Raw genomic sequence first — 26,173 nt, 5'->3', positions numbered from 1 at the left:
CTTAATAAATTAAATGGGCACTTTATGTGTTTTTTGGCGCATCCACAACGCGCAGACCTGAGGACGAGTTGACGTTGGTTTTTACAGCACCCCGATTTCCGCCAGCGCGCGGTTTAGATCGTCGGGCAGGGCGTCGTCCTGTTCGCGGGTTTTCGGCAGGTCGGCAGGGGTGTCCTCGGGCTTGAGGTAACGCCAGCCTTGAAACGGGCGTTTCAGGGCGGTCTGGGTGCGATGCACCTCGGGGTCCAGCACAATGGCGCAGCGGCGGATGCCATCCTCGCCGCGGACCTCGTCCAGACGCAAGATGCGCTGGCGGCATTGGATGACGCCCTTGATCACCCAATAGATTGACCCGCCATTCAGAATCTCGGCCTCGCGCTTTGGCCACATGCGGGTGACATGGCGCGGGCAGCCGTCCTCATACAGAGGCTTGCGACTGTCCTGCCACGCTTGCAGTGTCTTGACGCTTTCCGAGCCGACCGAGAGTTTTATGAGGTTTACGTAGTTATCCACAGCTTTCCCACAGAGTCGTCCCGAGGCCCATCTTTATATTGTAGCTCGCTGGCCGGTGTCATCAAGGTGTTGTGGCAGGTGTGTGTATTAGGGTAGTCTGGATACCTCTTTCAGAACAGGGAATCACCAATGAGCCGCTTTGCCGCCCCCATCGCCGAGCAGATCTGGGACATGAAATACCGCTTTAAACAGGCGGATGGCACGCCCATCGACCAGACGGTCGAGGACAGCTGGCGGCGCATTGCCCGCGATCTGGCGCGGGTTGAGGCTGACCCGGCGCATTGGGAGGATAAGTTCTTTGCGGCGCTGGAGGATTTCAAATACCTGCCCGCCGGGCGCATCACCGCAGGGGCAGGCACCGCGCGGCAGGTGACATTGTTCAACTGCTTCGTGATGGGCACCGTGCCCGACAGCATGGGCGGTATCTTTGACATGCTGAAAGAGGCCGCGCTGACCATGCAGCAGGGCGGGGGGATCGGCTATGATTTCTCGACCATCCGCCCGCGTGGCGCGGATGTGCATGGGGTGGCGGCGGATGCCTCTGGCCCGCTGTCATTCATGGATGTGTGGGACGCGATGTGCCGGACGATCATGTCCGCAGGCTCGCGTCGCGGGGCGATGATGGCGACCATGCGCTGCGATCACCCGGATATCGAACAGTTCATCACCGCCAAATCCGATCCGGCCCGCCTGCGCATGTTCAACATGTCGGTACTGGTCACGGATGCCTTCATGGAGGCCGTCAAGGCTGATGGCCCGTGGGAGCTGGTGTTCGGCGACAAGGTTTATCACACCGTTCAGGCCCGCGATCTGTGGAACAAGATCATGCAGGCCACCTACGATTATGCTGAGCCGGGCGTGATTTTCATTGACCGGATCAACAAGGCCAACAACCTCAGCTATGTCGAAACCATTGCGGCGACCAACCCGTGTGGTGAGCAACCTCTGCCGCCTTACGGCGCCTGCCTGCTGGGTTCGATCAACCTGGCGCGTCTGGTGGCTGAACCGTTCGAAGATGCCGCGCATCTGGACGAGGCCGCGATGCAGGAGCTGGTCGCGACTGCCGTTCGGATGATGGACAACGTGGTGGACGCGTCGAAATTCCCGCTGCCGGAACAGGCGGCCGAGGCGCAGGCCAAGCGCCGGATCGGGCTGGGCGTGACCGGTCTGGCCGATGCGCTGTTGATGCTGGGCCTGCGCTATGGGTCCGACGAGGCGGCGCGTCAGACCGAGCGCTGGTTGCACGCGATCGCCCGCGCCGCATATCTGGCGTCGGTGGACCTGGCAAAGGAGAAAGGGGCGTTCCCCCTGTTTGATGCCGAGAAATATCTGGCCAGCGGCACGATGCAGCAGATGGACGACGACGTGCGCGAAGCGATCCGCGAACACGGTATCCGTAACGCTCTGCTGACCTCGATTGCGCCGACGGGAACCATATCGCTTTATGCCGGGAACGTATCTTCGGGGATCGAGCCGGTCTTTGCTTATGCTTACACGCGTAAGGTGTTGCAGAAGGACGGCTCGCGCACCGAGGAAGAGGTCGTCGACTACGCCGTGCAGATGTGGCGCGACAAGTTCGGAGACGCGGATCTGCCGGACTACTTCGTCAACGCGCAGACTTTGAGCCCGTCTGATCACGTCAAGATGCAGGCGGCGGCGCAGAAATGGATCGACAGTTCGATTTCGAAGACGATCAACTGCCCTGAAGACATCAGCTTTGACGGGTTCAAGGATGTTTATATGCAGGCCTGGGATCAGGGCTGCAAAGGCTGTACGACTTATCGCCCCAACGACGTGACCGGCTCGGTCCTGACGGTATCGGAAAGCGACGACAAGGCACCGGGCGAAAGCGCCGATGCGCCGCATGAGGTCGATGGTGGCGAGGTCGTGTATATGTCCGAACCGCTGGATCGCCCGCAAGCGCTGGAGGGGTCGACCTACAAGCTGAAATGGCCCGACAGCGAACACGCCATCTACCTGACGATCAATGACATCGTCATCGGAGGCCGCCGACGCCCGTTCGAGGTGTTCATCAACTCGAAGAACATGGAGCATTACGCCTGGACGCTGGCCCTGACCCGAATGATCTCGGCTGTGTTCCGTCGTGGCGGAGACGTGTCCTTTGTGGTCGAGGAACTGAAGGCGGTGTTCGATCCGCGTGGTGGGGCCTGGGTCAAGGGCAAGTATATCCCCTCGATCCTGGCGGCGATCGGCGGTGTGATCGAACAGCACATGATCAGCATAGGCTTTCTGGAAGGCGAGGGGATGGGCCTGAAATCCGACCCGCAGGCGCAGGTTGTGAACATGGACGCCCCGCGCGGCAAGGCCTGCCCGTCATGTGGGCAGTTCGATATGGTCATGATCGAAGGCTGCATGACCTGTCGCAGCTGCGGCCACTCTAAGTGCGGGTAACTTATCTGTTATTTGACGTCTGACACCCGGTTGTAACAGTGAAGGGTAGCGAACTGATCGGTGCCCATTTGAATCAGTTTTGCAACAATCTTCGGATTGCTTGAATTCGGTCTCTTTTTCGCCGAATTCAGGGTTGATATGGACGTGTGAGTAAGTGGTGGGATGTTGAAAGGTTTGAGCGGGCAGATGAGACCAGGGCAAAGCGGTCGTATAGCCATATCGTGGAAACAGACAGAGCTTGATGAGCTTGAGGCGGCGCCTCTGGCTTTTTTGGTCGTTGGGGCTGCGTGGTCCTGGCGCGGGCAGGCTGTCTTGCTGAGCGATGGTGCCGAGCAGGCGGTTGAACGGGCGGGCGGTATTGGCGCTGTATCCTCTCGGACCAGTGACCGATTTGCGATTGTTCGGGACATCTCCGGTGAGGCTTTTGGCTCGGTGGTTCTGACCAATGGCGCGCAACGTTTCAGCGCGGATCTGGTTGTTCAGGACGGCGAGATTGACCCGACCTTTGTATTCTCGGACGGGTGCCCACCGCGCGATCAGTCATTCTGGATCTGCGATGTTTCGGACTTTGGCGGTCAGGCGTTTATCGAGCCCCCTCAGAACGCGACCGTCGTTACCTTTCCGCTGCACGCTGTGACGCGGAAGACCTAAGCGCAGCGGCAATCCAGGCTTAGCGACCTGCGACCTTTCGAATTGCGCCCTTTTCCCGGGAATTTCTTGCCGAATAGCTTATTGACTCTGACTGATCTGCAGATATAAGCGCGGCTTCATTGGTGTTGGTGGCCCCCGCAAGGGGATGCCTGTCATGGGGGAAACCTCAAGAGGACAACGCCCTTTATAACCCGGCATGATGTCTGGTCTGAACTGGAACCGAACGGTCCGAGCGGAGACGCTATTTCGGCCCGAAAAGTGGGAACCGGTTTTCGGATCAAGCCGAAATGCCACAGTAAAGGAGATCAGCCGTGACTAAACGCACGTCTGCCAAGTACAAAATCGACCGCCGGATGGGCGAGAACATCTGGGGTCGTCCGAAATCCCCGGTCAACCGTCGCGAATACGGCCCCGGCCAGCACGGCCAGCGCCGCAAGGGCAAACTGTCGGACTTTGGTCTGCAGCTGCGCGCCAAGCAGAAGCTGAAAGGCTACTATGGCGACCTGACCGAGAAGCAGTTCCGCCGCATCTACGCCGAAGCCGAGCGTGTCAAAGGCGACACCGGTGAAAACCTGATCGGCCTTCTGGAGCGCCGTCTGGACGCTGTTGTCTACCGCGCCAAGTTCGTGCCGACCGTGTTTGCCGCACGTCAGTTCGTGAACCACGGCCATGTCAAAGTGAACGGCAAGCGGGTCAACATCCCCAGCTACCGCGTCAAGGAAGGCGACGTGATCGAAGTGCGCGACAAATCCAAGCAACTGGCCGTTGTTCTGGAAGCGGCTGCTTTGGCCGAGCGCGATGTGCCTGACTACATCGACGCCGACCATTCGAAAATGACCGCGACCTTCGTGCGCGCGCCGGGTCTGGGTGATGTGCCCTATCCGGTTGTCATGGAACCGAACCTGGTTGTTGAATTCTACGCGAAGAACTGATCTTCGCTGACATTCGAAATTCGAAGGGCCGCGCCATCTGGCGCGGTCTTTTTTGTTTGAAGGGGGCTCTGCCCCCGTCGCTGCGCGACTCCCCCGGGATATTTCTGGCCAGATGAAGGGCGGATCAGAGTGGCAGGGGGCGGGCTTCGGCAATGGCCTCCATGGCGAAATATGAGGTTACGCTGTCCAGCTCGACCTTCTCAATCAGGCGTTGGTAGACCTTGTCGTAGGATGCCATGTCCTGAGTGACGACTTTGAGCTGATAATCGTAGTCGCCGCCGATGCGGTGAAAATCCACCACTTCGGGGATGGTGAGCACATGGCGGCGAAAGGCTTGTAGCCAGTCCGCCGAATGGTGGCGCGTGCGCAGCATGACGAATACCACCAGGTTGAGCCCCAGTTTCTCGCGCGCGATCCGGGCGGTGGAACCCAGAAGAACACCGTCTTCGTTCAGCGCCTTCAGCCGCCGCCAGCAGGCGTTTTGCGAGAGGCCGACCTGATCTGCGAGTTCTCGCTGGGACAGGGTGGCGTCTTTTTGCAGCGCTTGCAGAATACGCATGTCAATTTGATCTAATTTTTCGGTCATATCTGATCATATGACACAAAATTTGCGTTTTCCATGCAAAGATTGGTGAAGTTTACTCGCTTTTGCTCAATCACATTGGTGTCACAGTAAGGAGCCGGTGTAATGACCTTGTCCAAGTTTCGCGCAGAAATCCAATCCACCACTCGCAATTCCAAGCTGCGCGATGGGCTGATCGGAGAGAATGTTCTGATTCCGGGTCTGCACGGGGACGTACCGCTGGTTTATGCGGATTACGTCGCCTCGGGCCGCGCATTGCGGCAGGTTGAGGATTTTGTGGCCGAGCATGTTCTGCCGTTCTATGCCAACAGCCATACCGAGGCCTCTTTCTGTGGGTCTTACATGACGCGGCTCCGCCATGAGGCGCGTGCTGAAATTGCCCGCATTGTTGGTGCGAGGGGAGACGACGCGGTGATCTTTGCCGGGTCCGGAGCCACTGCGGGTTTGAACCGGCTGGTCAGCCTTCTTGGAGTGGAGGAGGCCGACCGGCCGGTTGTTTTAATCGGGCCGTATGAGCATCACTCGAACATCCTGCCGTGGCGTGAAAGCAAGGCATTGGTGGTTGAGATTCCCGAAGCCGCGGATGGCGGGGTTGATATGGGTGCACTCGAAGATTCGTTGGTGCGCCATGCGGATGCGGATCTTGTGATCGGGTCGTTTTCAGCGGCATCCAATGTGACGGGGATTATCACGGATCCCGATCCGGTCACGCGGTTGCTGAAGCGCCACGGGGCGTTGGTGGTGTGGGATTATGCCGGTGGCGGGCCGTATCTGCCCATGGAAATGGGGCCAGAGGATGCGCGCAAGGATGCGATTGTGGCCTCTCCGCACAAGTTTCCGGGTGGGCCGGGCGCGTCGGGTGTGCTGATCTTAAACGGGCAGGCGGTGCAGCGCACCAGCCCCAGCTGGCCTGGTGGCGGGACGGTCACTTTCGTCTCACCCTGGCGGCATGACTACAGCGCCGATCTTGCCACGCGCGAAGAGGCGGGAACGCCGAATGTGATCGGGGATATCCGTGCCGCCTTGGCCTTTATCGTAAAGGACGTGGTGGGAACCGATGAAATTGCGCGGCGTGAGGCGCTGTATAACCGCATGGCGCTGGACGGCTGGAAGGACAATCCAAACCTGACTTTGCTTGGGACAGAGTCGGCGCATCGTCTACCGATCTACTCGTTCCTTGTGCGGGATAATGCGGGGCAGCCGGTGCATCAGCAGCTGTTCACGCGTATGCTCAGCGACATTTACGGTATTCAGGCCCGTGGTGGCTGTGCCTGCGCGGGGCCCTATGCGCACCGGCTGCTGGGCATCGACCGGGCGACGTCAGACGAATTGCACGCGGCGCTGTCTGCGGGAGAGGAAATGAAAAAACCCGGCTGGGTGCGGCTGAACTTCTCGTACCTCATGAGCGAAGAAACGGTTCGGTTCATCATCGACAGCGTCAATGACCTGTCCCGCCGGACTGCGGAATTTGCGCCCTATTACAACGCCGACCCGGCAACCGCGCGCTTCAAGGCCGCATGAGGGAATTGCCGCTTTTCTGAACCTCTTGAGACAGGTATGAGAGGCTCCAATCAACGGAGCCTCTCAATGACCAAGATCACCCCGCAACCCGGCATCATGGACATCGCGCTATATCAGGGCGGCCAGTCGCATGTGGCGGGGGTCGAGCATGTGATCAAGCTGAGTTCCAATGAGAACCCGTTTGGACCCAGCCCCAAGGCGATTGAAGCTGTGCGCGATAGCGCCGCGACCTTGCATCGTTATCCCAGCACCGATCATGCCAGTCTGCGCTTTGCTATTGGCGCGCGGCACGGGCTGGACCCGGCGCGGATCATTTGCGGTGTTGGCAGTGACGAAGTGCTGCAATTCATCGCTCAGGCCTATGCGGGGCCGGGGGATGAGGTGATCTATACCGAACACGGGTTCTCGATGTACCCGATCATTGCGCGTATGGCCGGGGCGACGCCGGTTATGGTGGCTGAGCGCGACCGCCATGTGGATGTCGATAGCATTCTGGCCGCAGTGACCGGGCAGACGCGGATCGTCTTTGTGACCAACCCGGGCAATCCGACCTCGACCATGATCCCCGAGGCCGAGCTGGACCGTCTGGCCAGCGCACTGCCCGAAACCTGCCTGATGGTTATCGATGGGGCCTATGCCGAGTTTGTCGATGGGTTCGATGGCGGCGCCGGGCTGGTGGACGCCCATGAGAATGTGATTATGACCCGGACCTTTTCAAAGGTGTACGGTCTGGGCGGCATGCGCGTGGGTTGGGGCTATGCCCATCAGCCGATCATCGATGTGCTGAACCGGGTGCGCCAGCCCTTCAACCTGTCGCTGACGGCTCTGGCTGCGGCAAAGGCGGCGGTGAACGATGTTGAATTCCTGTCCTTCTGCCAGACCGAGAACGCGCGGCTTCGGGTTTGGCTGGCAGATGAACTGGCCAAGGTCGGCGTACCCTCGGACCCGTCCTGCACCAATTTCATACTTGCGCGCTTTGCGGATCAAGCCGAGGCCGAGGCATGTGACGACTATCTCAAAACGCAGGGTTTGATTGTGCGCCGCGTTGCAGGCTACAACCTGCCCAACGCGCTGCGGATCACCGTTGGCGATGAAGAGGCCTGCCGCCGCGTGGTTGCGGCCATTATTGCGTTCAAAGGGGGCGCTGCATGAGCCAGATATACGACCGTGTGGCGCTGATCGGGTTGGGCCTGATCGCCTCATCCATGTACTGGGCGATCAAACGCGCCGGGCTTGCGGGTGAGGTTTCGGGCTATGCGCGCTCGGAGGCCACGCGGGAAACGGCCCGCCGGATCGGGTTGTGCGACCGCGTGTGTGACACCGCGCAAGAGGCGGTCGAGGGTGCCGATCTGGTCGTGCTGTGCGTTCCGGTTGGCGCTATGGGCGCAGTCGCGCGGGAGATCGCCCCGGTTCTGAAGCCGGGCGCGACGATGACGGATGTGGGCTCGGTCAAGCGTCATGTGATCCAAGCCGTGTCGCCCCATATCCCCGAGGGCGTCCATTTCATCCCGGCCCACCCGTTGGCCGGGACCGAGCATTCTGGCCCCGAAGCAGGTTTTGCAGAGCTTTATGACAACCGCTGGTGCCTTCTGGTGCCCGTCGAAGGTTCAGACCGGGATGCCATCGCGCGGCTGCGCGCCTTGTGGGAGGGCATGGGATCCAATGTCGATGAGATGGACGCAGATCACCATGATCTGGTTCTGGCCGTGACCTCTCATGCGCCGCACCTGATCGCCTACACGATGGTGGGTGTGGCGGACGACCTGCGCCGGGTGACCGATACCGAGGTCATCAAGTATTCGGCGGCGGGTTTCCGGGATTTCACCCGGATTGCAGCCTCGGACCCGACCATGTGGCGCGACGTGTTCCTGACCAACAAGGATGCAACGCTGGAAATTCTGGGGCGATTCACTGAGGAACTGTTTGCGCTGCAGCGGGCCATTCGCACCGGGGACGGGGATCATCTGTTCGACTATTTTACCCGCACCCGCGCGATCCGGCGGGGGATTATCGATGCGGGCCAAGACACCGATGCGCCAGATTTTGGCCGGGGAAAGGTCAGTTCGTGAAACCTGTTTGGGCGCATATGCTGATCGGAGCGGCGCTTTGGGCCGTTGCCGCTCAGGCATCGGCACCCGAACACTCGCTGGTTCCTGTCGCGCGCCCGGATGCAGCCTCCGAAACCGTGGACTTGGTTGCTGCCAGCAGCCGCGCGACGACGGCATTGAGCATCCCGAAACTCCGCCCTGAGCTGCGTCCGAAGTCACCGCAGGTCACAGCTGCCGCCGCGCGCCCGTCAGACTTGCCACTGTTGGGGCCGTACACATCCCTGATGCCCTATCTTCGCCCCAAATCGTTGGAAGAGGCCGTTCTGTTCAAGAAACGCAAGCTGCGCAAAGGGTCCGTCTGTGGCGATATCGCGATACAGGGCAAACCGGTTGGCCGTGTCTCAAGCAAGACCAAGGCCTGTGGGATCAAGGACGCGGTGGAGATCACGTCCGTATCGGGTGTGGCGCTCAGTCGCCCGTCCAAAATGGATTGCGGCACAGCCATCGCATTGAATGAATGGGTGGATAAGTCCGTCAAACCGACGTTCAAACGGCGCGGGCCGGTGGTGCAGTTGCAGGTCGCTGCCCATTATGCCTGCCGGACCCGGAACAATCGCAAGGGCGCCCGCGTTTCTGAACACGGCAAGGGCCGGGCAATAGATATCTCGGGGTTTGTCATGGCGGATGGTGAGGTCGTCACCGTTTATGATGGTTGGCGCAAGAACCCCTCGCAGAAGCAACTCAAGAAAGTTTGGCGCGGGGCGTGTGGACCCTTTGGTACGGTGCTGGGACCAAACTCGGACCGCTATCACCGCGATCATTTCCATCTGGATACAGCACGTTACCGCAGCGGCCCCTTCTGCCGTTAACGCAGGATCAGGCGCGGGGCAGGACCCAAGGGCAATGGTCCCAGCGCGACGAGCCCATCGCGAAAATTCAGCTGTAAGTCCAACGCATTCGGATTGCCGCCCAGCCCGGCCAGAAAGTTCAGCGCACGGGTAACCGGATCGACGGCCTGATCGGGCAGGGCTCCGGCCGCGTTGGCCATCGCGATCATGTCGCGCCAGTTCTCGGCCTTGATCGCGATCTCGCCGGTTGGAATGCCCTGCGCGTCCACGTCCAACTCACCCGCGGCAAAAAGGCGGAGTTCACCCCATTTGACCTCGGCCAGCTTCAGATCAATGGCCACGGGTTGAGGGCGGCTTTCTTCCAGCGCGGTCCGGTCCCACGGTTTGTCGAAGGCGGTCAGCATATCCAGCTCCAACGTGTCAAACTGCTGGGGCAGAGAGGTTGCCGATTGCATCAGCGCACGCAGATCGTCACCCGGGGCAAAACCATCGATTTGGGCGGTGATCGCGTAGGCTTCGGGCGTTGCCGTCTGCTCCATCACGAGGCCGAGGGTCTCCCCTCCTGCCAGTGCTTCACCGTTTTCCGTAATAAGCCAAGGTCCGGCAGTCAGTGCCATTTTCTCCAGCACCAGCGCTACACCTGGCTGCAGATGCAGTTCGGCCTGAAGTTCTTGTGCCTCAATGGTTGCAGTCTGATCGAAATAGGACAAACGCTGCGGCGTTTCGGCAAAGCGCAGGATCTGCCGACCGGGCCAAATGGCAGGGCTTTGGAATTCGATCCAATCGGCGCTCCACGCCGTGCCAGTCACCGGATCGGCCAGCGCCGGGTTGTTCAACCGCGTGACGTGATGAGCCGGGAAGCCTGCCGTTTCGACATCCGAGAAGTCTGCCTGCCATCCGCGCGATTGTTGGGCATCGAACCAGGCTGTAATCGCATTGCGCAGACCATAGCCCGCGATGAACCAATAGGCGCTCCAGACAATCGCGATAAAAATGAATACTCGTATCAGACGGCGCATGAGCTTTGGCCCTTTTTCCTGCCTCGGAATTGATGTTTATAGGCCGAAACGGGCAAGGACCAGTGCAATGACGATGTGGGTTTTCGGATATGGATCGCTGCTGTGGAACCCCGGGTTCCCTGTGGCCCGCAGTGAGCTTGCCACTTTGCACGGATACGCGCGATCGTTCTGCATGAGTTCGATCCATCACCGGGGAACCGATGAACATCCCGGTCTTGTTCTGGCTCTGGATGAGCAGCCAGATGCGCAGTGCATGGGGCTGGCGCTGGCGGTCGAAGCCGGACATGAAGAGCGCACGCTGCACGAACTGCGCGAGCGAGAGTTGATCTCGTCCGCCTATGTCGAAAAGATGCTGGACGTGCATTTGGACAGTGGTGAGATTGTCAACGCGGTTACCTATGTGATTGATGCCGATCACATGCAGTATTGCGGAGGTATGCCGTTGGAGGAACAGGCCCAGATCATTGCGCATGCAGTGGGCGGGCGCGGGCCAAACACCGAATACCTCTACAACACCACCGAGCATCTGGCCGAGATCGGGTTGCATGATCCCGATCTTGAGTGGTTGGCGCAACGGGTGCGCAGCATCACCTCATAAACCCTTGGCGTCGTCGGCGTAATTTCGCTAGATTCGGGCCAGAGCAGATAAAAACCGGGAACCACGCGCATGGCGCAGGCACATCAGGGCGCGAGACCCCACTTCTCGCATCCGACACGTCAAATCCTTTTGATGTTGCTGGCGATTGGCCTGTCGGGGCTGGGCGTATTTCTGGCACTGCCTTACGTTCTGCCGGTCTTCTTCGCCAACCCGTACCTGAACGGCTTCATTCTGCTGGTGTTCATCATCGGCGTTTTCGCCTGTTTCTATCAGGTTCTGCAACTGATCGGCTCGGTTCGGTGGATCGAGGCCTTTGTGGGCGGCGTGGTGCGCGAAGATGCCCGGACCCCTCAGTTGCTGGCCCCATTGGCCTCGCTGCTGCGGGAACGTGGCGCGCGGTCGCAGATCAGTTCGACCTCGACGCGGTCCATTCTGGATTCGGTGGCCGAGCGGGTCGAAGAAGAGCGTGAGATCACGCGCTATATCACCAACGTTCTGATCTATCTGGGTCTGTTGGGCACGTTCTTCGGCCTCGCCACCACGGTCCCCGCCATCGTCGACACCATCCGCAGCCTGAACCCGCAAGAAGGTGAGGAAGGTCTTGCTGTTTTCAACCGCCTGATGACCGGGCTTGAGGCGCAGTTGCAGGGCATGGGCGTGGCCTTTGGATCGTCGCTTTTGGGTCTGGCCGGATCGCTGATCGTCGGCTTGCTAGAGGTGTTTGCGGGCCACGGCCAGAATCGGTTTTACCGCGAACTTGAGGAATGGTTGTCGTCGATCACCCGCGTCGGTTTTGCCTCGGGCGAGGAAGGCGGGGCAGAGATTGCCGTGCTGACCCCGGTTCTGGATGCCATGTCCGAACAGATGGACGCGCTGCAAACCTTGTTTGTGGCGCAGGAAACCGACCGCGCCGACGTGTCGAACAAGCTGGGGCAACTGGTCGATGCCATCGGACAAATGAACCAGCGTCAGGCGGATAACGAAGGCATTACAGCAGCGCTGGAACGTGTGGCCTTGGGGCAGGACGCCTTGCTGGATCACATGCGCGATCACGGCGCAGGCGACGGCATCGACGCCGAAAGCCGGATGCGTCTGCGGTCCATGGACGTGCAACTGCTGCGCATCCTCGAAGAGATTTCGGCTGGCCGTCAGGAAAGCATGAACGAATTCCGCAAGGACATCGAGTTGCTGGTCAAGGCCATGACCCTGCCACGCGGCGCCGTGCGCACGACGCCCGAAGGAGAGTAACCCATGGCCCTGTCCCGTCGCACCGGTCAACGGTTCCAGGGCTCGGTCTGGCCCGGATTCGTGGATGCGATGACGGGTCTTCTGATGGTGCTGACCTTTGTGCTGACCATCTTCATGGTGGTGCAGTTCGTGCTGCGCGAGACGATCTCGGGGCAGGAGGATGAACTGACCGCCCTGTCGGACGAGGTCGCGGCGCTGGCCGGTGCGCTGGGGTTGGAAGAGCGTGAAAACAGCCGCTTGCAGGCCCGGCTGGGGGCCTTGAATGCCACCCTGACACAGGCCGAGGACGATCTGGCGCAGGCGCAGACCCGCATTACGGATTTTGAGGCTCAGGTCGCAACGTTGCTGGCCGATCAGGCGCGCGCGCAGGACGACATTGCCGCTTTGGAAACACAGCGTGCGGACCTGTTGGGTGAACGGGACGCTTTGGATCAGGCATTGGCCCAAAGCCGCGCGGAAATCGACGCGCAGGCCGAGGCCGCTCGCCTTGCCGCCGCCCGGCGCGAGGCGCTGGAAGCACTGGTCGCCGACCTGGAACAAAGCGGCGAGGAGCGCGCGGCGCAGATCGCGGAATTGCAGGAACAGCTTAGCGATGAAGAGGCCGCACGGCTTGCCGAAGCCGCCGCAGCGGAAAACCTGCGCAACCGTTTGCAGAATGCCGATGCCGAACTGACCGCGATGACTTTGGCGCTTGAGGCGCAGCGGAAAGAGGCCGAGGACACGCTGACCTTGTTGGCCGCCGCGCAAGCGGCCCGTGCCGAGTTGGAACGCCAGTTCGGTGAATTGAACAACGAAGATCTGCAAGCCCAGTTGCAGGCTGCTCTGGATGCGCAGACACAGGCGGAAACCGACGCCAATGCGCAAAGAACGCTGGCGGAACAGCGCGCGGCGCTTTTGGACGTCGCGCGTGAAACACTCTCTGCAGAGCAGGCGATTTCGGCGAAGGCACAGCGCGAGGCCGCTTTGTTGAACCAGCAGATTGCGGCCCTGCGGGGGCAGTTGGGATCCCTACAGGCGTTGCTGGATGACTATGAAGAACGCAACGCCGCCGCCGACATCCAGATTCAGACCTTGGGTCAGGACCTGAACGCAGCGCTTGCGCGGGCCGCGTCCGAAGAACGCCGCCGCCGCTTGTTGGAAGAGGCCGAACGTCAGCGGCTTGAGGCCGAGGCCGAAGCTCTGGCCGGGCAGAATCAGGAACTCACCGCGCAGGCCGAGGACCTGCAACGCTATCGGTCCGAGTTTTTCGGCAGGTTGCGCGATGTTCTGGGCGATCAGGAGGGCGTACGGATCGAAGGTGACCGGTTCGTGTTCTCATCCGAGGTGCTGTTTGACACAGGTTCAGCAGAATTGTCCGCCGAAGGCCGGCAGGAGGTCGCAAAGGTCGCCGCGATCCTGCGCACCGTTGCCGCCGAAATCCCCGAGGGCCTGAATTGGGTGATCCGGGTCGATGGCCATACCGACAATGTGCCCCTGGCCGGGTCCGGGCGGTATCGCGACAATTGGGAACTGAGCCAGGGTCGCGCCTTGTCGGTCGTGCGCTACATGGTCGATGCGCTGGGCATCTCGCCGAACCGTCTGGCAGCCAACGGGTTTGGTGAGTTCCAGCCCGTCAATCCAGCCGACACCCCCGAAGCCCGCGCGCAAAACCGACGGATCGAGTTGAAACTGACCGAGCGGTAAGGCGTCAACTTTGGATTAAATCGTTCTGCCCGGCGGGAATTTCGCCTCTGGATCCGATGAAACACGGCACTTCGCTTCCTATATTATTTCAAGAGGTTGAGAGGGGATGTGTTTGAAAGGCTGGGTGACAAGTCTGGCTAATGCGGTCGATGAGGCTCTGCTTGCGTCCCATCAGCGCGTGGCCCTGTGTCAGACCAGGCAAGGCGACAAGTTCTGGCTGAAACGTGTCGAACGGTTTGCCCCCCACCTCTGGCTTGTCAAAGGAAATCCCGAACAGGCTTTTGAACGGGATCGGTCTTCTCATCGCAATCTTTGGAACCTTGGTGCGCCTGTCCCCAGAATCCTGGCCGAAGGATGCGGTTACATAGCGGTTGAGGATGCGGGTCGCAGCCTGACCAAGTTTTGCACCGAAAGGTCCATTACGGTTGCGGAAAAGCTCAGGGCGTGCCGGGCTGCTGGGCGCGCGCTGGCGCGTCTTCACGCGATGGGATTGGCGCATGGACGTCCCGCTTTTCGGGATATGTGCTGGGACGGTCGTCAGCTTCGTTTTATCGATTTTGAGTATTTTGTGCCCACAAAAGCGGGCAGGCTGCGCAAGGCGCGCGATCTGAGTATCGCTGTCCTATCTGCCTTTTCTCAGGGTGTAGATGGGCCGCGTTATGCGGTCAGTTTGGCGCTTGCATATCGGGAAGCGCGGGGCAGAGAGCCACTGGTTTTGCCCGTGCCATGCCACGTGACCAGTTTCCGCTCACGCAACCGGTGACTTGGTTGGGTACTGCCCAGTATGTTCTCATCGCGAGAATGCTATGAAACGAAAAAACCCGCCAAAGACTGGCGGGTTTTCTCATTCGTATTTTCACCGATCAGTCGGCAGTCAGCAACGGCGGCTTATCACCCGGAATGCGGCGTTGATCGGGGCCTAGGATTTCAAGATCCAACTCGCCCTTCTTGACCGAGACGCGCACCACGCCGCCCTTGGCCAGTTTGCCGAACAGCAATTCCTCGGCCAAAGGTTTCTTGATGTGCTCCTGAATGACACGGCCCAGCGGACGCGCGCCCATCTTGTCGTCATAGCCCTTGTCGGCCAGCCACGCGGCGGCTTTGGGGGTCAGGTCGATGGTCACGCCGCGATCCAGCAATTGCGCCTCAAGCTGCAGGACGAATTTCTCGACCACTTGCAGGATGACCTCTTTCGGCAACGGCGCGAAGGAAATCACGGCGTCCAGACGGTTGCGGAATTCCGGCGTGAACATGCGTTCGATTGCGGCGGTATCCTCGCCCTCGCGGCGGTCGCGGGCAAAGCCGATGGCGGCCTTGGCCTGTTCCTGCGCGCCCGCGTTCGAGGTCATGATCAGCACCACGTTGCGGAAATTCACCGTACGACCGTTATGGTCGGTCAACTCGCCATGGTCCATCACCTGCAACAAGATGTTGAACACATCCGGGTGGGCCTTTTCGATCTCGTCCAGCAGCAGCACGCAATGCGGATGCTGATCGACACCGTCGGTCAGCAGACCGCCCTGATCGAACCCGACATAGCCCGGAGGGGCACCGATCAGACGGGAAACCGCGTGTTTCTCCATGTATTCCGACATGTCAAAGCGCAGCAATTCCACGCCCAGATTGTCGGCCAGCTGTTTCGCCACCTCGGTCTTGCCCACACCGGTCGGACCGGCGAACAGGTAGTTGCCGATTGGCTTTTCAGGTTCACGCAGACCGGCACGGGCCAGTTTGATGGCGCTGGCAAGCGCCTCGATGGCTAGGTCCTGTCCGAACACCACGCGTTTCAACGAGGCTTCGAGGTCTTTCAGAACCGCCGCATCATCCTTGGTGACGTTTTTCGGCGGGATGCGGGCGATCTTGGCGACGACCGCTTCGATCTCTTTCACACCGATGGTCTTGCGACGCTTGCTTTCGGCGACCAGATGCTGCGCGGCACCGGCTTCGTCGATCACGTCGATGGCCTTGTCCGGCAACTTGCGGTCGTTGATATAGCGCGCCGACAGTTCGACGGCTGTCTTGATGGCATCTGCGGTATATTTGATCTCGTGATGTTCTTCGAAATAGGGTTTCAGACCGCGCAGAATCTTCACGCTGTCCTCTACCGAAGGCTCATTCACGTCGATCTTCTGGAACCGGCGGCTCAGCGCGCGGTCCTTTTCGAAATGTTGACGGAATTCCTTGTAAGTGGTCGAGCCCATGGTGCGCAGCTTGCCGCCCTGCAAGGCAGGTTTCAGCAGGTTCGAGGCATCCATCGCCCCGCCTGATGTGGCACCGGCACCGATTACGGTGTGAATCTCGTCGATGAACAGAACCGCGTCGGGGTGATCTTCCAATTCGGTCACAACCGCCTTGAGCCGTTCTTCAAAGTCCCCACGATAGCGGGTTCCGGCCAGCAACGCGCCCATATCCAGCGAGTAGATGGTGGTGTTAGACAACACATCCGGGGCCTCGCCGCCCACAATCTTATGGGCCAGACCCTCGGCAATGGCGGTTTTACCCACGCCCGGATCCCCCACCAACAGCGGGTTGTTTTTGCGGCGACGGCACAGCACCTGAATGCAGCGTTCGACCTCATCCGCGCGGCCGATCAGCGGGTCAACGTCTCCGGCCCGCGATTTCGCGTTCAGATCGACGCAGTATTTGCCCAGAGCGCTTTCTTTCTGCTCACCATCGCCAGCGCTGGACTGCACCTCTTCCTCGACCTGATCCGCGCCCGAGACCGAGCGGCTTTCGCCATAGGCCGGGTCCTTGGCAACGCCATGGGCGATGAAATTCACCGCATCGTAACGGGTCATGTCCTGTTCTTGCAGGAAATAGGCCGCGTTGCTTTCGCGTTCGGCAAAAATGGCGACCAGCACATTGGCCCCGGTCACTTCGGTCCGTCCCGAGCTTTGAACATGGATCGCGGCGCGCTGGATAACACGTTGGAAGGCTGCAGTGGGCACTGCTTCGGACCCATCTATGTCAGTGACCAGATTAGACAGGTCTTCGTCGATAAATTCGACCAAGGTGCTGCGCAATTCGTCCAGATCGACGCTGCAGGCCTTCATGACCCGAATGGCATCGGGTTCTTCCAGCAGCGCCAGCAGCAGATGCTCCAACGTTGCAAATTCGTGTCGCCGTTCATTCGCAGCCGCAAGGGCCGCGTGGATGGCTTGTTCCAATGTGCTCGAGAATGAAGGCACGCGGGTGCTCCTCTGTCTTGGGTCAGAAGGGGGCGGGCTTTCGGCCGGAACCCCATCCCAACCATGTCCTCATACTATTAGAGTTTGGTTGATCGACGCCCGGCTTCAAGGGTTTTCTTTCACTTGACAGTCACATTTGTTGTGACCGTGTCCGTGAAGAGGGGCAAATAGGCATCAAAACCGGTCTTTTCTACCCCTGATCTCGGCAAAAACAGCGGCTGGGTCAGACCCCACCATGCCAAGATGCGCCTGAATCGCGGGATCAGAGGCCCGCAGGAATGGATTTGTTGCTTTCTCAAGGGCCAAAGTTGACGGAACTGTCGGTTCTCCGGCGGCGCGGGCGCGGTTGGTATCCGCAACGCGTTGTTGCAAGGCGGCGTTATCGGGATCGACCGTGACGGCAAACTTGGCGTTTGACAGGGTATATTCATGGCCCGAACACACCAGAGTATCGTCGGGCAGCGCCGCCAGCTTGCTAAGCGAGGCCCACATCTGATCCGGCGTACCTTCGAACAGGCGACCACAGCCCAGGGCCATCAGGCTGTCTGCAGTAAAGACCACGGCGCTTTGGGGCAGATAAAATGCGATGTGACCAACCGTATGGCCCGAAACGTCCAGCACCTCGACCGGCTCTCCTCCGATCTCAAAGCTGTCACCTTCGGACACTTGCAGGTCCAGCGGGGGCAGGCGATGGGCGTCTGCGGCGGCCCCGATCACCTTGGCCGGATGCTTTTCCAGAATATCGGGCAGGCCATCGACGTGATCCCAGTGATGGTGGGTCAGCAACACGTGGCTCAGGCTCCAGCCGCGGCGGTCCAGTTCGGCCAGAATCGGCCCCGGTTCGGGCGCATCGACCAGGGCCGTCTGGCCGGTTGCGGCATCATGCGCCAGAAATGCGTAATTATCGCTGAGACATGGGATGGTTACGATCTCAAGAGGCATGGCCTTTTGCCCTTTCATTGCTAGACTGCGCCCAGCTAAGCCGATTGACCGGGTATCCGCAATGCATCTTGATGTGCAGGATCTGAGGAACTTTTACTACCGCAGCACGCTGGGCCGTGCGGCGCAGGCGGCGATCCGTGGGCGGCTTGTCGATCTGTGGCCCGAAGCCAAGGGCCAAACGGTTGCGGGATTTGGGTTCGCGGTGCCTTTGCTGCGCCCCTATCTGGCCGATGCGCGCCGCGTGATCGGCCTTATGCCCGGTCCGCAGGGCGTGATGCCCTGGCCTGCGGGCATGCCCAATGTTTCGGTCCTGACCGAAGAGACGCTGTGGCCCATCGAAACCGGTCATGTCGACAAGCTGGTGGTCATGCACGGGCTGGAAACCTCGGAACGCCCAAGCCAGTTGCTGGACGAATGCTGGAGGGTTCTGGGGCCGGGTGGCAAGGCCCTGTTCGTCGTACCGAACCGGGCCGGGCTGTGGTCCCGAACCGATCGCACGCCTTTTGGCTTTGGGCGTCCGTATTCGGCGACACAGTTGGAAAACCAGTTGAAGGCGCATCATTTCAAGCGTGAAAACCATTGCTCGGCGCTTTATCTGCCGCCGTCATTCCGGCGCTTCTGGCTGAAATCCGGCAGTCTGATCGAAAAGACGGGCCAGCGGATCCCGACAGTCATGGCCGGTGGCGTTCTTATGGTCGAGGTCAGCAAACATATCCGCCCACCCAGCGGCAGTGTAACGAAAGATACCGCAAAACGGCCGATCAAGGCACTGGACGGGCTGCTCAAGCCCGCGTAACCGCGAAACCTGCGGGGCGTTTTTACCGCCCGAAATTGATGAAAATCGGCCACAGGAATCGCAAAAACCTACAGTTTGGTAACATTTTTATCTCAAGCCAGCCGGTCAAAAGGGTCGCACTTTTCGTAAGTGTATGAAATTCAACGTTTTGTGGATAAGGCGCTGGCCGTGATAATATATTGCTAGCTTGGTTCGGCTCTGCTACATCCCCGGTGATTTTGATCCCCGCCCTTTATGGACGGGGTTTCTTCACGCCCCCGGGGTAGCTGCCGCAACGCGAATTCGGGGCCCAAAATATCGGAAGGGTGGACGTGTCCGAACCAGCTTCGATTTCCACAGGCATCGCCGAGCGCTATGCCACCGCGATTTTCGAGATCGCGAAAGAGAATAATGACCTCGCAGGTCTGGAAACCGGCATCAATGATCTGGCAGCAGCACTGGGCGACAGCGCCGAATTGCGCGACCTGATTGCCTCGCCTCTGGTTTCCCGCTCTGAACAAGAAGGCGCAATCACCGCAATCGCTGCGAAAATGGGTCTGAACACCATTCTGGGCAACACGCTGGGCCTGATGGCGCAGAAACGCCGCCTGTTCGTGGTGCCGCAGCTGGTGCAGGTTCTGCGCGACATGCTGGCCGACGAGCGCGGCGAAGTGACCGCCGATGTCGCCTCGGCCAAGGCGCTGACCAAGACGCAAATGGAAAAACTGTCCAAGACGCTGTCCGAGCGTGTGGGCAAGACCGTGACAATCAATGCGACCGTGGATGAAAGCCTCATCGGCGGTCTTGTCGTTAAAGTGGGCTCGAAAATGATCGACAGTTCGATCCGTTCGAAGCTGAACTCCCTACAGAATGCAATGAAAGAGGTCGGATAAATGGGAATCCAAGCTGCAGAGATTTCTGCAATCCTGAAGGACCAGATCAAGAATTTTGGTCAAGAAGCCGAAGTGGCCGAGATCGGCCGCGTGCTGAGCGTCGGTGACGGGATTGCCCGTGTATACGGCCTGGACAACGTGCAAGCGGGTGAAATGGTCGAGTTTCCCGGTGGCATCATGGGCATGGCGCTGAACCTGGAAAGCGACAACGTCGGTGTCGTTATCTTTGGTTCCGACCGTGACATCAAAGAAGGTGACACCGTCAAGCGCACCAACTCGATCGTGGACGTTCCGATCGGTGACGAGCTGCTGGGCCGCGTTGTTGACGGTCTGGGCAACCCGCTGGACGGCAAAGGCCCGATCAACGCGTCGAAGCGTGGTGTTGCTGACGTCAAAGCCCCCGGCATCATCCCGCGTAAATCGGTGCACGAGCCGATGGCAACCGGCCTGAAATCGGTTGACGCGATGATCCCGATTGGCCGTGGCCAGCGTGAGCTGATCATTGGTGACCGTCAGACCGGTAAAACTGCCGTTGCTCTGGACGCGATCCTGAACCAGAAAACCTACAACGACGCAGCAGGCGACGACGAGTCGAAGAAACTGTACTGCGTTTACGTTGCCATCGGTCAAAAGCGTTCGACCGTTGCGCAGCTGGTGAAGAAGCTGGAAGAATCCGGCGCGATTGAATACTCGATCGTTGTGGCCGCAACCGCGTCCGACCCGGCACCGATGCAGTTCCTGGCACCCTACGCCGCAACCGCGATGGCCGAGTACTTCCGTGACAACGGTCGCCACGCGCTGATCATCTATGATGACCTGTCGAAACAGGCTGTGTCCTATCGTCAGATGTCGCTGCTTCTGCGCCGTCCGCCCGGACGTGAAGCCTATCCCGGCGACGTTTTCTACCTCCACTCCCGTCTGCTGGAACGTTCGGCCAAGCTGAACGAAGATTTCGGCGCGGGCTCGCTGACCGCTCTGCCGGTTATCGAAACTCAGGGTGGCGACGTTTCGGCGTTTATTCCGACCAACGTGATCTCGATCACCGACGGTCAGATCTTCCTTGAAACCGAACTGTTCTACCAGGGCATCCGTCCCGCCGTGAACACCGGTCTGTCGGTTTCGCGTGTGGGTTCGTCGGCTCAGACCAACTCGATGAAGTCGGTTGCCGGTCCGGTGAAACTGGAACTGGCTCAGTACCGCGAAATGGCGGCCTTTGCGCAGTTTGGTTCCGACCTTGACGCCGCGACCCAGCAGCTGCTGAACCGTGGTGCGCGTCTGACCGAGCTGATGAAACAGCCGCAGTACTCGCCGCTGACCAACGCTGAAATCGTCTGCGTGATCTTCGCCGGTACCAACGGTTACCTCGACAAGATCGACGTGTCCGACGTTGGCCGTTATGAGGCTGGCCTGCTGGCGCACCTGCGTGGCAAACACGCGGATCTGCTTCAGTGGATCACGGACGAAGATCCCAAGATCAAGGGTGACGCTTCCGACAAGATCAAGGCTGCGCTGGACGAATACGCCGCAACCTTCGCTTAAGGGAGAGGCGGGCATATGCCAAATCTTAAGGACCTTAAAAACAGGATCGAGTCGGTCAAATCGACCCGCAAGATCACCAAGGCCATGCAGATGGTCGCGGCTGCAAAACTGCGCCGCGCCCAGGAATCTGCCGAAGCCTCGCGCCCCTATGCCGAGCGGTTCAATGCCGTGATGGCGGGGCTGGCGGCATCGGTCGGGGGCAGCGACAGCGCCCCCAAGCTGCTCCGGGGTACGGGCAGCGATGATGTCCATCTGCTGGTTGTCATGACAGCTGAACGCGGCCTGTGCGGCGGCTTCAACTCGAACATCGCCAAGCTGGCCCGCCAAAAGGCGGACGAGCTGCGTGCCAAAGGCAAGACGGTCAAGGTTCTGACCGTCGGCAAGAAAGGCCGCGACGCGCTCAAGCGTGATTTTGGCGATCTGTTCGTTGGACATATCGACCTGAGCGAGGTCAAGCGTCTGGGGTACACCAACGCGCAGGACATCGCCAAGGACATCCTGTCCCGCTTTGACGGGGGCGAGTTCGACGTTGCCACGATCTTCTACTCGAAGTTCGTCAACGTTGTGACGCAGATCCCGTCGGCACAGCAGATCATCCCCGCCTCGTTCGAGGATGAAGCGACGGGTGACGACAGCGGTGCCATTTTCGACTACGAGCCCAGCGAAGAGGCCATTCTGGCCGACCTGCTGCCCAAGGGGGTTGCGACCGCGATCTTCTCGGCCTTGCTCGAAAACGGAGCGTCTGAACAGGGTGCACGGATGTCCGCGATGGACAACGCGACACGCAACGCGGGTGAGATGATCGACAAGCTGACGATCCAGTTCAACCGCTCGCGTCAGGCCGTGATCACCAACGAGCTGATTGAAATTATTTCCGGCGCCGAAGCGCTGTAAGAAAACCGGAGACGAAACATGGCGAATGCAAAAGGCAAAGTCACACAGATCATCGGGGCCGTCGTTGACGTGCAGTTCGATGATCAGCTGCCTGAAATTCTGAACGCGCTGGAAACCACCAACAACGGCAAGCGCCTGGTGTTGGAAGTTGCTCAGCACCTTGGTGAAAACACTGTCCGCACCATTGCGATGGACGCGACCGAAGGTCTGGTCCGTGGCGAAGCGGTTACCGACACCGGCGCGCCGATCTCGGTTCCGGTTGGTAACGCCACCCTGGGCCGCATCCTGAACGTTGTCGGCGAGCCGATCGACGAAAAGGGCGAGGTTGTCGCAACCGAGACCCGCGCGATCCACCAACCCGCACCCGAGTTTGACGAACAGTCGACCGAGTCGGAAATCCTGGTCACCGGTATCAAGGTTGTTGACCTGCTGGCCCCCTACGCCAAAGGCGGTAAAATCGGCCTGTTCGGCGGCGCGGGCGTTGGCAAAACCGTTCTGATCATGGAACTGATCAACAACATCGCAAAAGTGCACTCGGGCTTTTCCGTGTTCGCAGGTGTTGGTGAACGGACCCGTGAAGGCAACGACCTGTATCACGAGATGATCGAATCGAACGTGATCAAGCCCGACAACCTGTCGGAATCGCAGGTTGCGCTGGTTTACGGTCAGATGAACGAACCTCCGGGTGCGCGTGCGCGTGTTGCTCTGACCGGTCTGACCCTGGCCGAGCAGTTCCGCGACCAGTCCGGTACCGACGTTCTGTTCTTCGTCGACAACATCTTCCGCTTCACGCAGGCGGGTTCCGAGGTTTCGGCTCTGCTGGGTCGTATTCCTTCGGCGGTGGGCTATCAGCCGACACTGGCCACCGACATGGGCGCGCTGCAGGAACGCATCACCTCGACCAAGTCGGGCTCGATCACCTCGGTGCAGGCGATCTACGTGCCTGCGGACGACCTTACCGACCCTGCGCCGGCGACCTCGTTTGCGCACCTTGACGCGACAACCGTTCTGAACCGTGCGATCTCGGAAAAGGGTATCTACCCTGCGGTTGACCCGCTCGACTCGACCTCGCGTCTGCTTGACCCGGCGATTGTTGGTGAAGAGCACTACAAGGTTGCGACCGACGTTCAGCAGATCCTCCAGCGCTACAAGTCGCTGCAGGACATCATCGCCATCCTCGGCATGGACGAACTGTCGGAAGAGGACAAGCTGACCGTGGCCCGTGCCCGTAAGATCGAACGCTTCCTGTCGCAGCCGTTCGACGTGGCCGAGGTTTTCACCGGTTCGCCGGGCGTTCAGGTTCCTCTGGATGTCACCATCTCGTCGTTCAAGGCCGTTGTGGCTGGCGAATACGATCACCTGCCCGAAGCGGCCTTCCTGATGGTTGGCGGCATCGAAGAAGTGATCGCCAAAGCCGAGAAGATGGCAGCAGAAGCCGCCTAAGGAGTATCCCTGATGGCAAACACGATGCAATTCGACCTCGTCAGCCCCGAGCGGAGCCTCGCTTCGCTCAGCGCTACCGCGGTCCAGATTCCCGGCGCGGACGGGGACATGACGGCGATGCCCGATCATGCCCCCACCATCACCACGCTGCGCCCCGGTCTGCTGAAGGTTGAGGCACCCGAAGGGTCCAGCGAATACCTGGTCACCGGCGGGTTTGCCCAGATCAACGGCGACAGCCTTTCGGTTCTGGCCGAAAAAGCGATCCCGGTGGCCGAAGTGACCCGCGCACATCTGGACGAGCTGATCGAAGACGCCCGCGCCTCGCACGAGGCGGCCAAGGGTGGTGACGACCAGACCATCGTCGATGATGCCGCCAAGTTGCTGGCCGACATGGAAGCGCTTGGAACGCATATGAGCCTGTAACAGGCATCACAGCTGAAAATTTGAACGGCCTCGCACCTGCGGGGCCGTTTTTTTGTCGTGCTTTTGCCGAAAAGCCGGGATAAGTTGCGGGAATTCAAGAATAATGATGACAGAATGAAGAAATTTCTTACCCATCCCATCGGCATCGATCAGGGCGAAGAGGTGCTGTTTTCCGAATTCGCCGAAGGCGGCGATATGTGGACCGGCGAAGGCCCGCGCGAACGTCGGGCTCAGATTCGATTCAGCGAAGCCTTTCGGTCGATCCCGGTTGTACAGGTGGGCATTTCGCTGTGGGACGTGGACACGTCTTCGGCATTACGGGCAGAGGTGAAGGCGCAGGATGTGACGCCCCAGGGGTTCACGGCTGTATTCCGCACCTGGTCGGATACCCGTATCGCCCGCATCCGGGTTGCATGGACGGCTATTGGTGAAGTCGCCCACGCAGATGATTGGAATATCTCCTGATCGGAGCAGGGCGCGGATTAGCTGTCCTGCGCCTCGATCATATCCACTCGTGTAGCGTGGCGGCCGCCTTCGAACTCGGCGGACAGAAACGCGTCCACGATGTCCAGAGCCTGACCTTCGCCGACGACGCGCGCACCGATGGACAGCATGTTGGCATTGTTGTGCTGGCGGATCATCCGGGCCGAGAAGGCGTCAGAGCACACGCCGCAACGGATGCCGGGGACCTTGTTCGCCGCCATCATGATCCCTTGCCCGGTGCCGCAAAGGATGATGCCCAGCTGACAGTCACCCGACGCCACAGCTTGCGCTGCGGCTTTGCCGTGTTTGGGGTAATGCGTGCTTTCCCGGGTCGTCGGGCCGATATCGACCACCTCCCAGCCTTGCTGGGCGATGTGGTTGGCCACGGCCTGACGCAGATCGATCGCTGCGTGGTCGCTGGACAGGACAATACGTTTGTTGGCAGTCATCACATTCAGTCCATCTGGTACATGGATTCGTAGATCGGCGTCAGCGTTTTGTCTTCGAACAGAGATGACACGCTGGTGCCGTTCCAGATGTTCAGGATGGCCTGAGTGAAGATCGGTGCGGTCGGAACGATGCGGATATTCTTGGCCTTCAGGATCTCTTTGGTCGGCTGGATTGTATCCGTCAGGACCAGAGATTTCATGACCGAATTGGTCACACGCTCGACCGCGGGGCCGCTCATGACGCCATGGGTGATGTAGGAATGAACCTCTTTCGCGCCGTTATCCAGCAGGACCTGAGCCGCCTTGCACAGCGTTCCGGCGGTGTCGCACATATCGTCCACAATCAAGCAGATTTTGTCTTTGACGTCACCGATCACGGTCATTTCAGCCACTTCACCCGCTTTTTCCCGGCGTTTATCGACAATCGACAGCGGGGCGTTGATGCGCTTGGCCAACTCGCGGGCGCGGGCCACGCCGCCGACATCGGGCGAGACCACCATGATTTCGTCCAGATTGTCCTTGAACTGATGCTTCACATCCAGCGCAAAGATCGGCGAGGCGTAAAGGTTGTCTACCGGGATATCAAAGAACCCCTGAATCTGGGCTGCGTGCAGGTCCATGGTCAGAACCCGCTCGATCCCTGCACCGGTCAGCATGTTTGCGACAAGCTTGGCGCTGATTGGCGTGCGGGCCTTGGTGCGGCGGTCCTGACGGGCGTAGCCGAAATAGGGGATCACGGCGGTGATCCGCTGGGCCGACGACCGGCGCAGCGCGTCGGCGATGATCAGCAGTTCCATCAGGTTGTCATTGGCCGGGTTCGAGGTCGGCTGGATGATGAACATATCCTCGCCCCGTACGTTCTCGAAGACTTCGACGAAGATCTCGCCGTCATTGAAACGCTCGACCCGCGCATCGACCAGACCCTGGTCAACGCCGCGATACAGGCTCATGCGGCGAGCGATGGTTTCGGCAAGCGGAAGGTTTGCGTTCCCAGCAATAAGCTTGGGTTCGTGGAGTGTCGGCATTGGCTGAGATCCCCGGGCAGCGTTGGCAATGTGACAGATTCGTGATGTTGACACCGCTTAGCA

General features: G+C 59.9%; 25 protein-coding genes. 18 read left to right on the top strand and 7 right to left on the bottom strand.

All coding sequences use genetic code 11. The features are described 5' to 3' along the window. Window positions 1-81: 81 nt before the first annotated feature. On the bottom strand, window positions 82-513 hold the full coding sequence (locus ACR0E6_RS09785) for a DUF1489 family protein (protein ID WP_480582682.1): 432 nt from the start codon (window positions 511-513) through the stop codon (window positions 82-84). A 129-nt stretch (window positions 514-642) separates the two neighbouring features. On the opposite strand from ACR0E6_RS09785, the gene ACR0E6_RS09780 reads away from it, so the two are divergent. From ACR0E6_RS09780 to rpsD, 3 genes are all read left to right on the top strand, one after another. Beyond that, on the top strand, window positions 643-2,925 hold the full coding sequence (locus tag ACR0E6_RS09780; protein WP_480582680.1) for an adenosylcobalamin-dependent ribonucleoside-diphosphate reductase: 2,283 nt from the start codon (window positions 643-645) through the stop codon (window positions 2,923-2,925). A gap of 186 nt (window positions 2,926-3,111) precedes the next feature. After that, window positions 3,112-3,576 carry a hypothetical protein gene (locus tag ACR0E6_RS09775; RefSeq protein WP_480582678.1) on the top strand — a complete coding sequence of 155 codons (465 nt, stop codon included), beginning with the start codon at window positions 3,112-3,114 and terminating at the stop codon, window positions 3,574-3,576. Window positions 3,577-3,887: 311 nt separating this feature from the next. After that, window positions 3,888-4,508: a 30S ribosomal protein S4 gene (gene rpsD / locus ACR0E6_RS09770; protein ID WP_039537647.1), complete on the top strand. Its 621-nt coding sequence runs from the start codon at window positions 3,888-3,890 to the stop codon at window positions 4,506-4,508. Between the two features lie 124 nt (window positions 4,509-4,632). Here rpsD and ACR0E6_RS09765 read toward each other — a convergent pair whose 3' ends face one another. Continuing rightward, window positions 4,633-5,094 (bottom strand): Lrp/AsnC family transcriptional regulator, encoded by a 462-nt coding sequence (locus ACR0E6_RS09765; protein ID WP_480582676.1) that lies wholly within the window; start codon window positions 5,092-5,094, stop codon window positions 4,633-4,635. A 102-nt stretch (window positions 5,095-5,196) separates the two neighbouring features. On the opposite strand from ACR0E6_RS09765, the gene ACR0E6_RS09760 reads away from it, so the two are divergent. From ACR0E6_RS09760 to ACR0E6_RS09745, 4 genes are all read left to right on the top strand, one after another. After that, window positions 5,197-6,612, top strand: coding sequence for an aminotransferase class V-fold PLP-dependent enzyme (locus ACR0E6_RS09760; protein ID WP_480582674.1), 1,416 nt, complete (start codon window positions 5,197-5,199; stop codon window positions 6,610-6,612). 66 nt (window positions 6,613-6,678) lie between these two features. After that, the gene (hisC, locus tag ACR0E6_RS09755; RefSeq protein WP_480582671.1) at window positions 6,679-7,764 is read left to right on the top strand and encodes a histidinol-phosphate transaminase; all 1,086 of its coding nucleotides are present in this window, start codon (window positions 6,679-6,681) and stop codon (window positions 7,762-7,764) included. Then, complete coding sequence (locus ACR0E6_RS09750) at window positions 7,761-8,681, top strand: prephenate/arogenate dehydrogenase family protein (protein ID WP_480582669.1); 921 nt, start codon at window positions 7,761-7,763, stop codon at window positions 8,679-8,681. Before hisC ends, ACR0E6_RS09750 begins: the two co-directional genes overlap by 4 nt. 17 nt (window positions 8,682-8,698) lie before the next feature. Then, window positions 8,699-9,529: an extensin-like domain-containing protein gene (locus tag ACR0E6_RS09745; RefSeq protein WP_480583150.1), complete on the top strand. Its 831-nt coding sequence runs from the start codon at window positions 8,699-8,701 to the stop codon at window positions 9,527-9,529. Here ACR0E6_RS09745 and ACR0E6_RS09740 read toward each other — a convergent pair. Beyond that, entirely contained in the window at window positions 9,526-10,527 is a 1,002-nt protein-coding gene (locus tag ACR0E6_RS09740; protein ID WP_480582667.1) for a DUF2125 domain-containing protein, read from the bottom strand. The two genes, ACR0E6_RS09745 and ACR0E6_RS09740, sit on opposite strands and share 4 nt — an antisense overlap. A 67-nt stretch (window positions 10,528-10,594) precedes the next feature. On the opposite strand from ACR0E6_RS09740, the gene ACR0E6_RS09735 reads away from it, so the two are divergent. From ACR0E6_RS09735 to ACR0E6_RS09720, 4 genes are all read left to right on the top strand, one after another. Then, window positions 10,595-11,125 (top strand): gamma-glutamylcyclotransferase, encoded by a 531-nt coding sequence (locus tag ACR0E6_RS09735; protein WP_480582665.1) that lies wholly within the window; start codon window positions 10,595-10,597, stop codon window positions 11,123-11,125. 69 nt (window positions 11,126-11,194) lie between these two features. Next, window positions 11,195-12,373: a biopolymer transporter ExbB gene (locus tag ACR0E6_RS09730; protein ID WP_480582663.1), complete on the top strand. Its 1,179-nt coding sequence runs from the start codon at window positions 11,195-11,197 to the stop codon at window positions 12,371-12,373. Window positions 12,374-12,376: 3 nt separating this feature from the next. Beyond that, window positions 12,377-14,056 carry a peptidoglycan -binding protein gene (locus ACR0E6_RS09725; protein ID WP_480582661.1) on the top strand — a complete coding sequence of 560 codons (1,680 nt, stop codon included), beginning with the start codon at window positions 12,377-12,379 and terminating at the stop codon, window positions 14,054-14,056. A gap of 106 nt (window positions 14,057-14,162) precedes the next feature. Further along, the gene (locus ACR0E6_RS09720; protein ID WP_480582659.1) at window positions 14,163-14,819 is read left to right on the top strand and encodes a phosphotransferase; all 657 of its coding nucleotides are present in this window, start codon (window positions 14,163-14,165) and stop codon (window positions 14,817-14,819) included. A 100-nt stretch (window positions 14,820-14,919) separates the two neighbouring features. Here ACR0E6_RS09720 and clpA read toward each other — a convergent pair whose 3' ends face one another. Then, complete coding sequence (gene clpA, locus ACR0E6_RS09715; protein WP_170452709.1) at window positions 14,920-17,244, bottom strand: ATP-dependent Clp protease ATP-binding subunit ClpA; 2,325 nt, start codon at window positions 17,242-17,244, stop codon at window positions 14,920-14,922. 174 nt (window positions 17,245-17,418) lie between these two features. After that, window positions 17,419-18,186: a hydroxyacylglutathione hydrolase gene (gloB, locus tag ACR0E6_RS09710; RefSeq protein ID WP_480582657.1), complete on the bottom strand. Its 768-nt coding sequence runs from the start codon at window positions 18,184-18,186 to the stop codon at window positions 17,419-17,421. Between the two features lie 61 nt (window positions 18,187-18,247). Between gloB and ACR0E6_RS09705 the strand changes: the two genes are divergently transcribed. From ACR0E6_RS09705 to ACR0E6_RS09675, 7 genes are all read left to right on the top strand, one after another. Further along, window positions 18,248-18,982, top strand: a complete 735-nt coding sequence (locus tag ACR0E6_RS09705) for a methyltransferase domain-containing protein (protein ID WP_170622838.1) — start codon at window positions 18,248-18,250, stop codon at window positions 18,980-18,982. Between the two features lie 311 nt (window positions 18,983-19,293). Then, window positions 19,294-19,854 (top strand): F0F1 ATP synthase subunit delta, encoded by a 561-nt coding sequence (locus ACR0E6_RS09700; protein ID WP_480582655.1) that lies wholly within the window; start codon window positions 19,294-19,296, stop codon window positions 19,852-19,854. Next, window positions 19,855-21,393, top strand: a complete 1,539-nt coding sequence (gene atpA / locus ACR0E6_RS09695; protein ID WP_170736488.1) for a F0F1 ATP synthase subunit alpha — start codon at window positions 19,855-19,857, stop codon at window positions 21,391-21,393. A gap of 15 nt (window positions 21,394-21,408) precedes the next feature. Next, entirely contained in the window at window positions 21,409-22,287 is an 879-nt protein-coding gene (locus tag ACR0E6_RS09690) for a F0F1 ATP synthase subunit gamma (RefSeq protein ID WP_480582653.1), read from the top strand. A gap of 18 nt (window positions 22,288-22,305) precedes the next feature. Next, entirely contained in the window at window positions 22,306-23,730 is a 1,425-nt protein-coding gene (gene atpD / locus ACR0E6_RS09685; RefSeq protein ID WP_170521672.1) for a F0F1 ATP synthase subunit beta, read from the top strand. A 12-nt stretch (window positions 23,731-23,742) separates the two neighbouring features. After that, window positions 23,743-24,153, top strand: a complete 411-nt coding sequence (locus ACR0E6_RS09680; RefSeq protein ID WP_050604827.1) for a F0F1 ATP synthase subunit epsilon — start codon at window positions 23,743-23,745, stop codon at window positions 24,151-24,153. Between the two features lie 114 nt (window positions 24,154-24,267). Beyond that, complete coding sequence (locus ACR0E6_RS09675; RefSeq protein ID WP_170452701.1) at window positions 24,268-24,618, top strand: H-type lectin domain-containing protein; 351 nt, start codon at window positions 24,268-24,270, stop codon at window positions 24,616-24,618. Window positions 24,619-24,635: 17 nt separating this feature from the next. Here the strand turns inward: ACR0E6_RS09675 and rpiB are convergent, their stop codons facing one another. Next, a complete protein-coding gene (gene rpiB / locus ACR0E6_RS09670; protein ID WP_170452700.1) occupies window positions 24,636-25,085 on the bottom strand; it encodes a ribose 5-phosphate isomerase B in 450 nt (149 codons plus the stop codon). Between the two features lie 5 nt (window positions 25,086-25,090). Beyond that, window positions 25,091-26,110 (bottom strand): ribose-phosphate pyrophosphokinase, encoded by a 1,020-nt coding sequence (locus tag ACR0E6_RS09665; protein ID WP_170452698.1) that lies wholly within the window; start codon window positions 26,108-26,110, stop codon window positions 25,091-25,093. Between the last annotated feature and the right edge of the window lie 63 nt (window positions 26,111-26,173).

The sequence above is a fragment of the Ruegeria sp. AP12 genome (assembly GCF_056540025.1).
The sequence above is the reverse complement of the archived record's forward strand: the minus strand, read 5'-3'. Positions and strand labels throughout refer to the sequence as shown.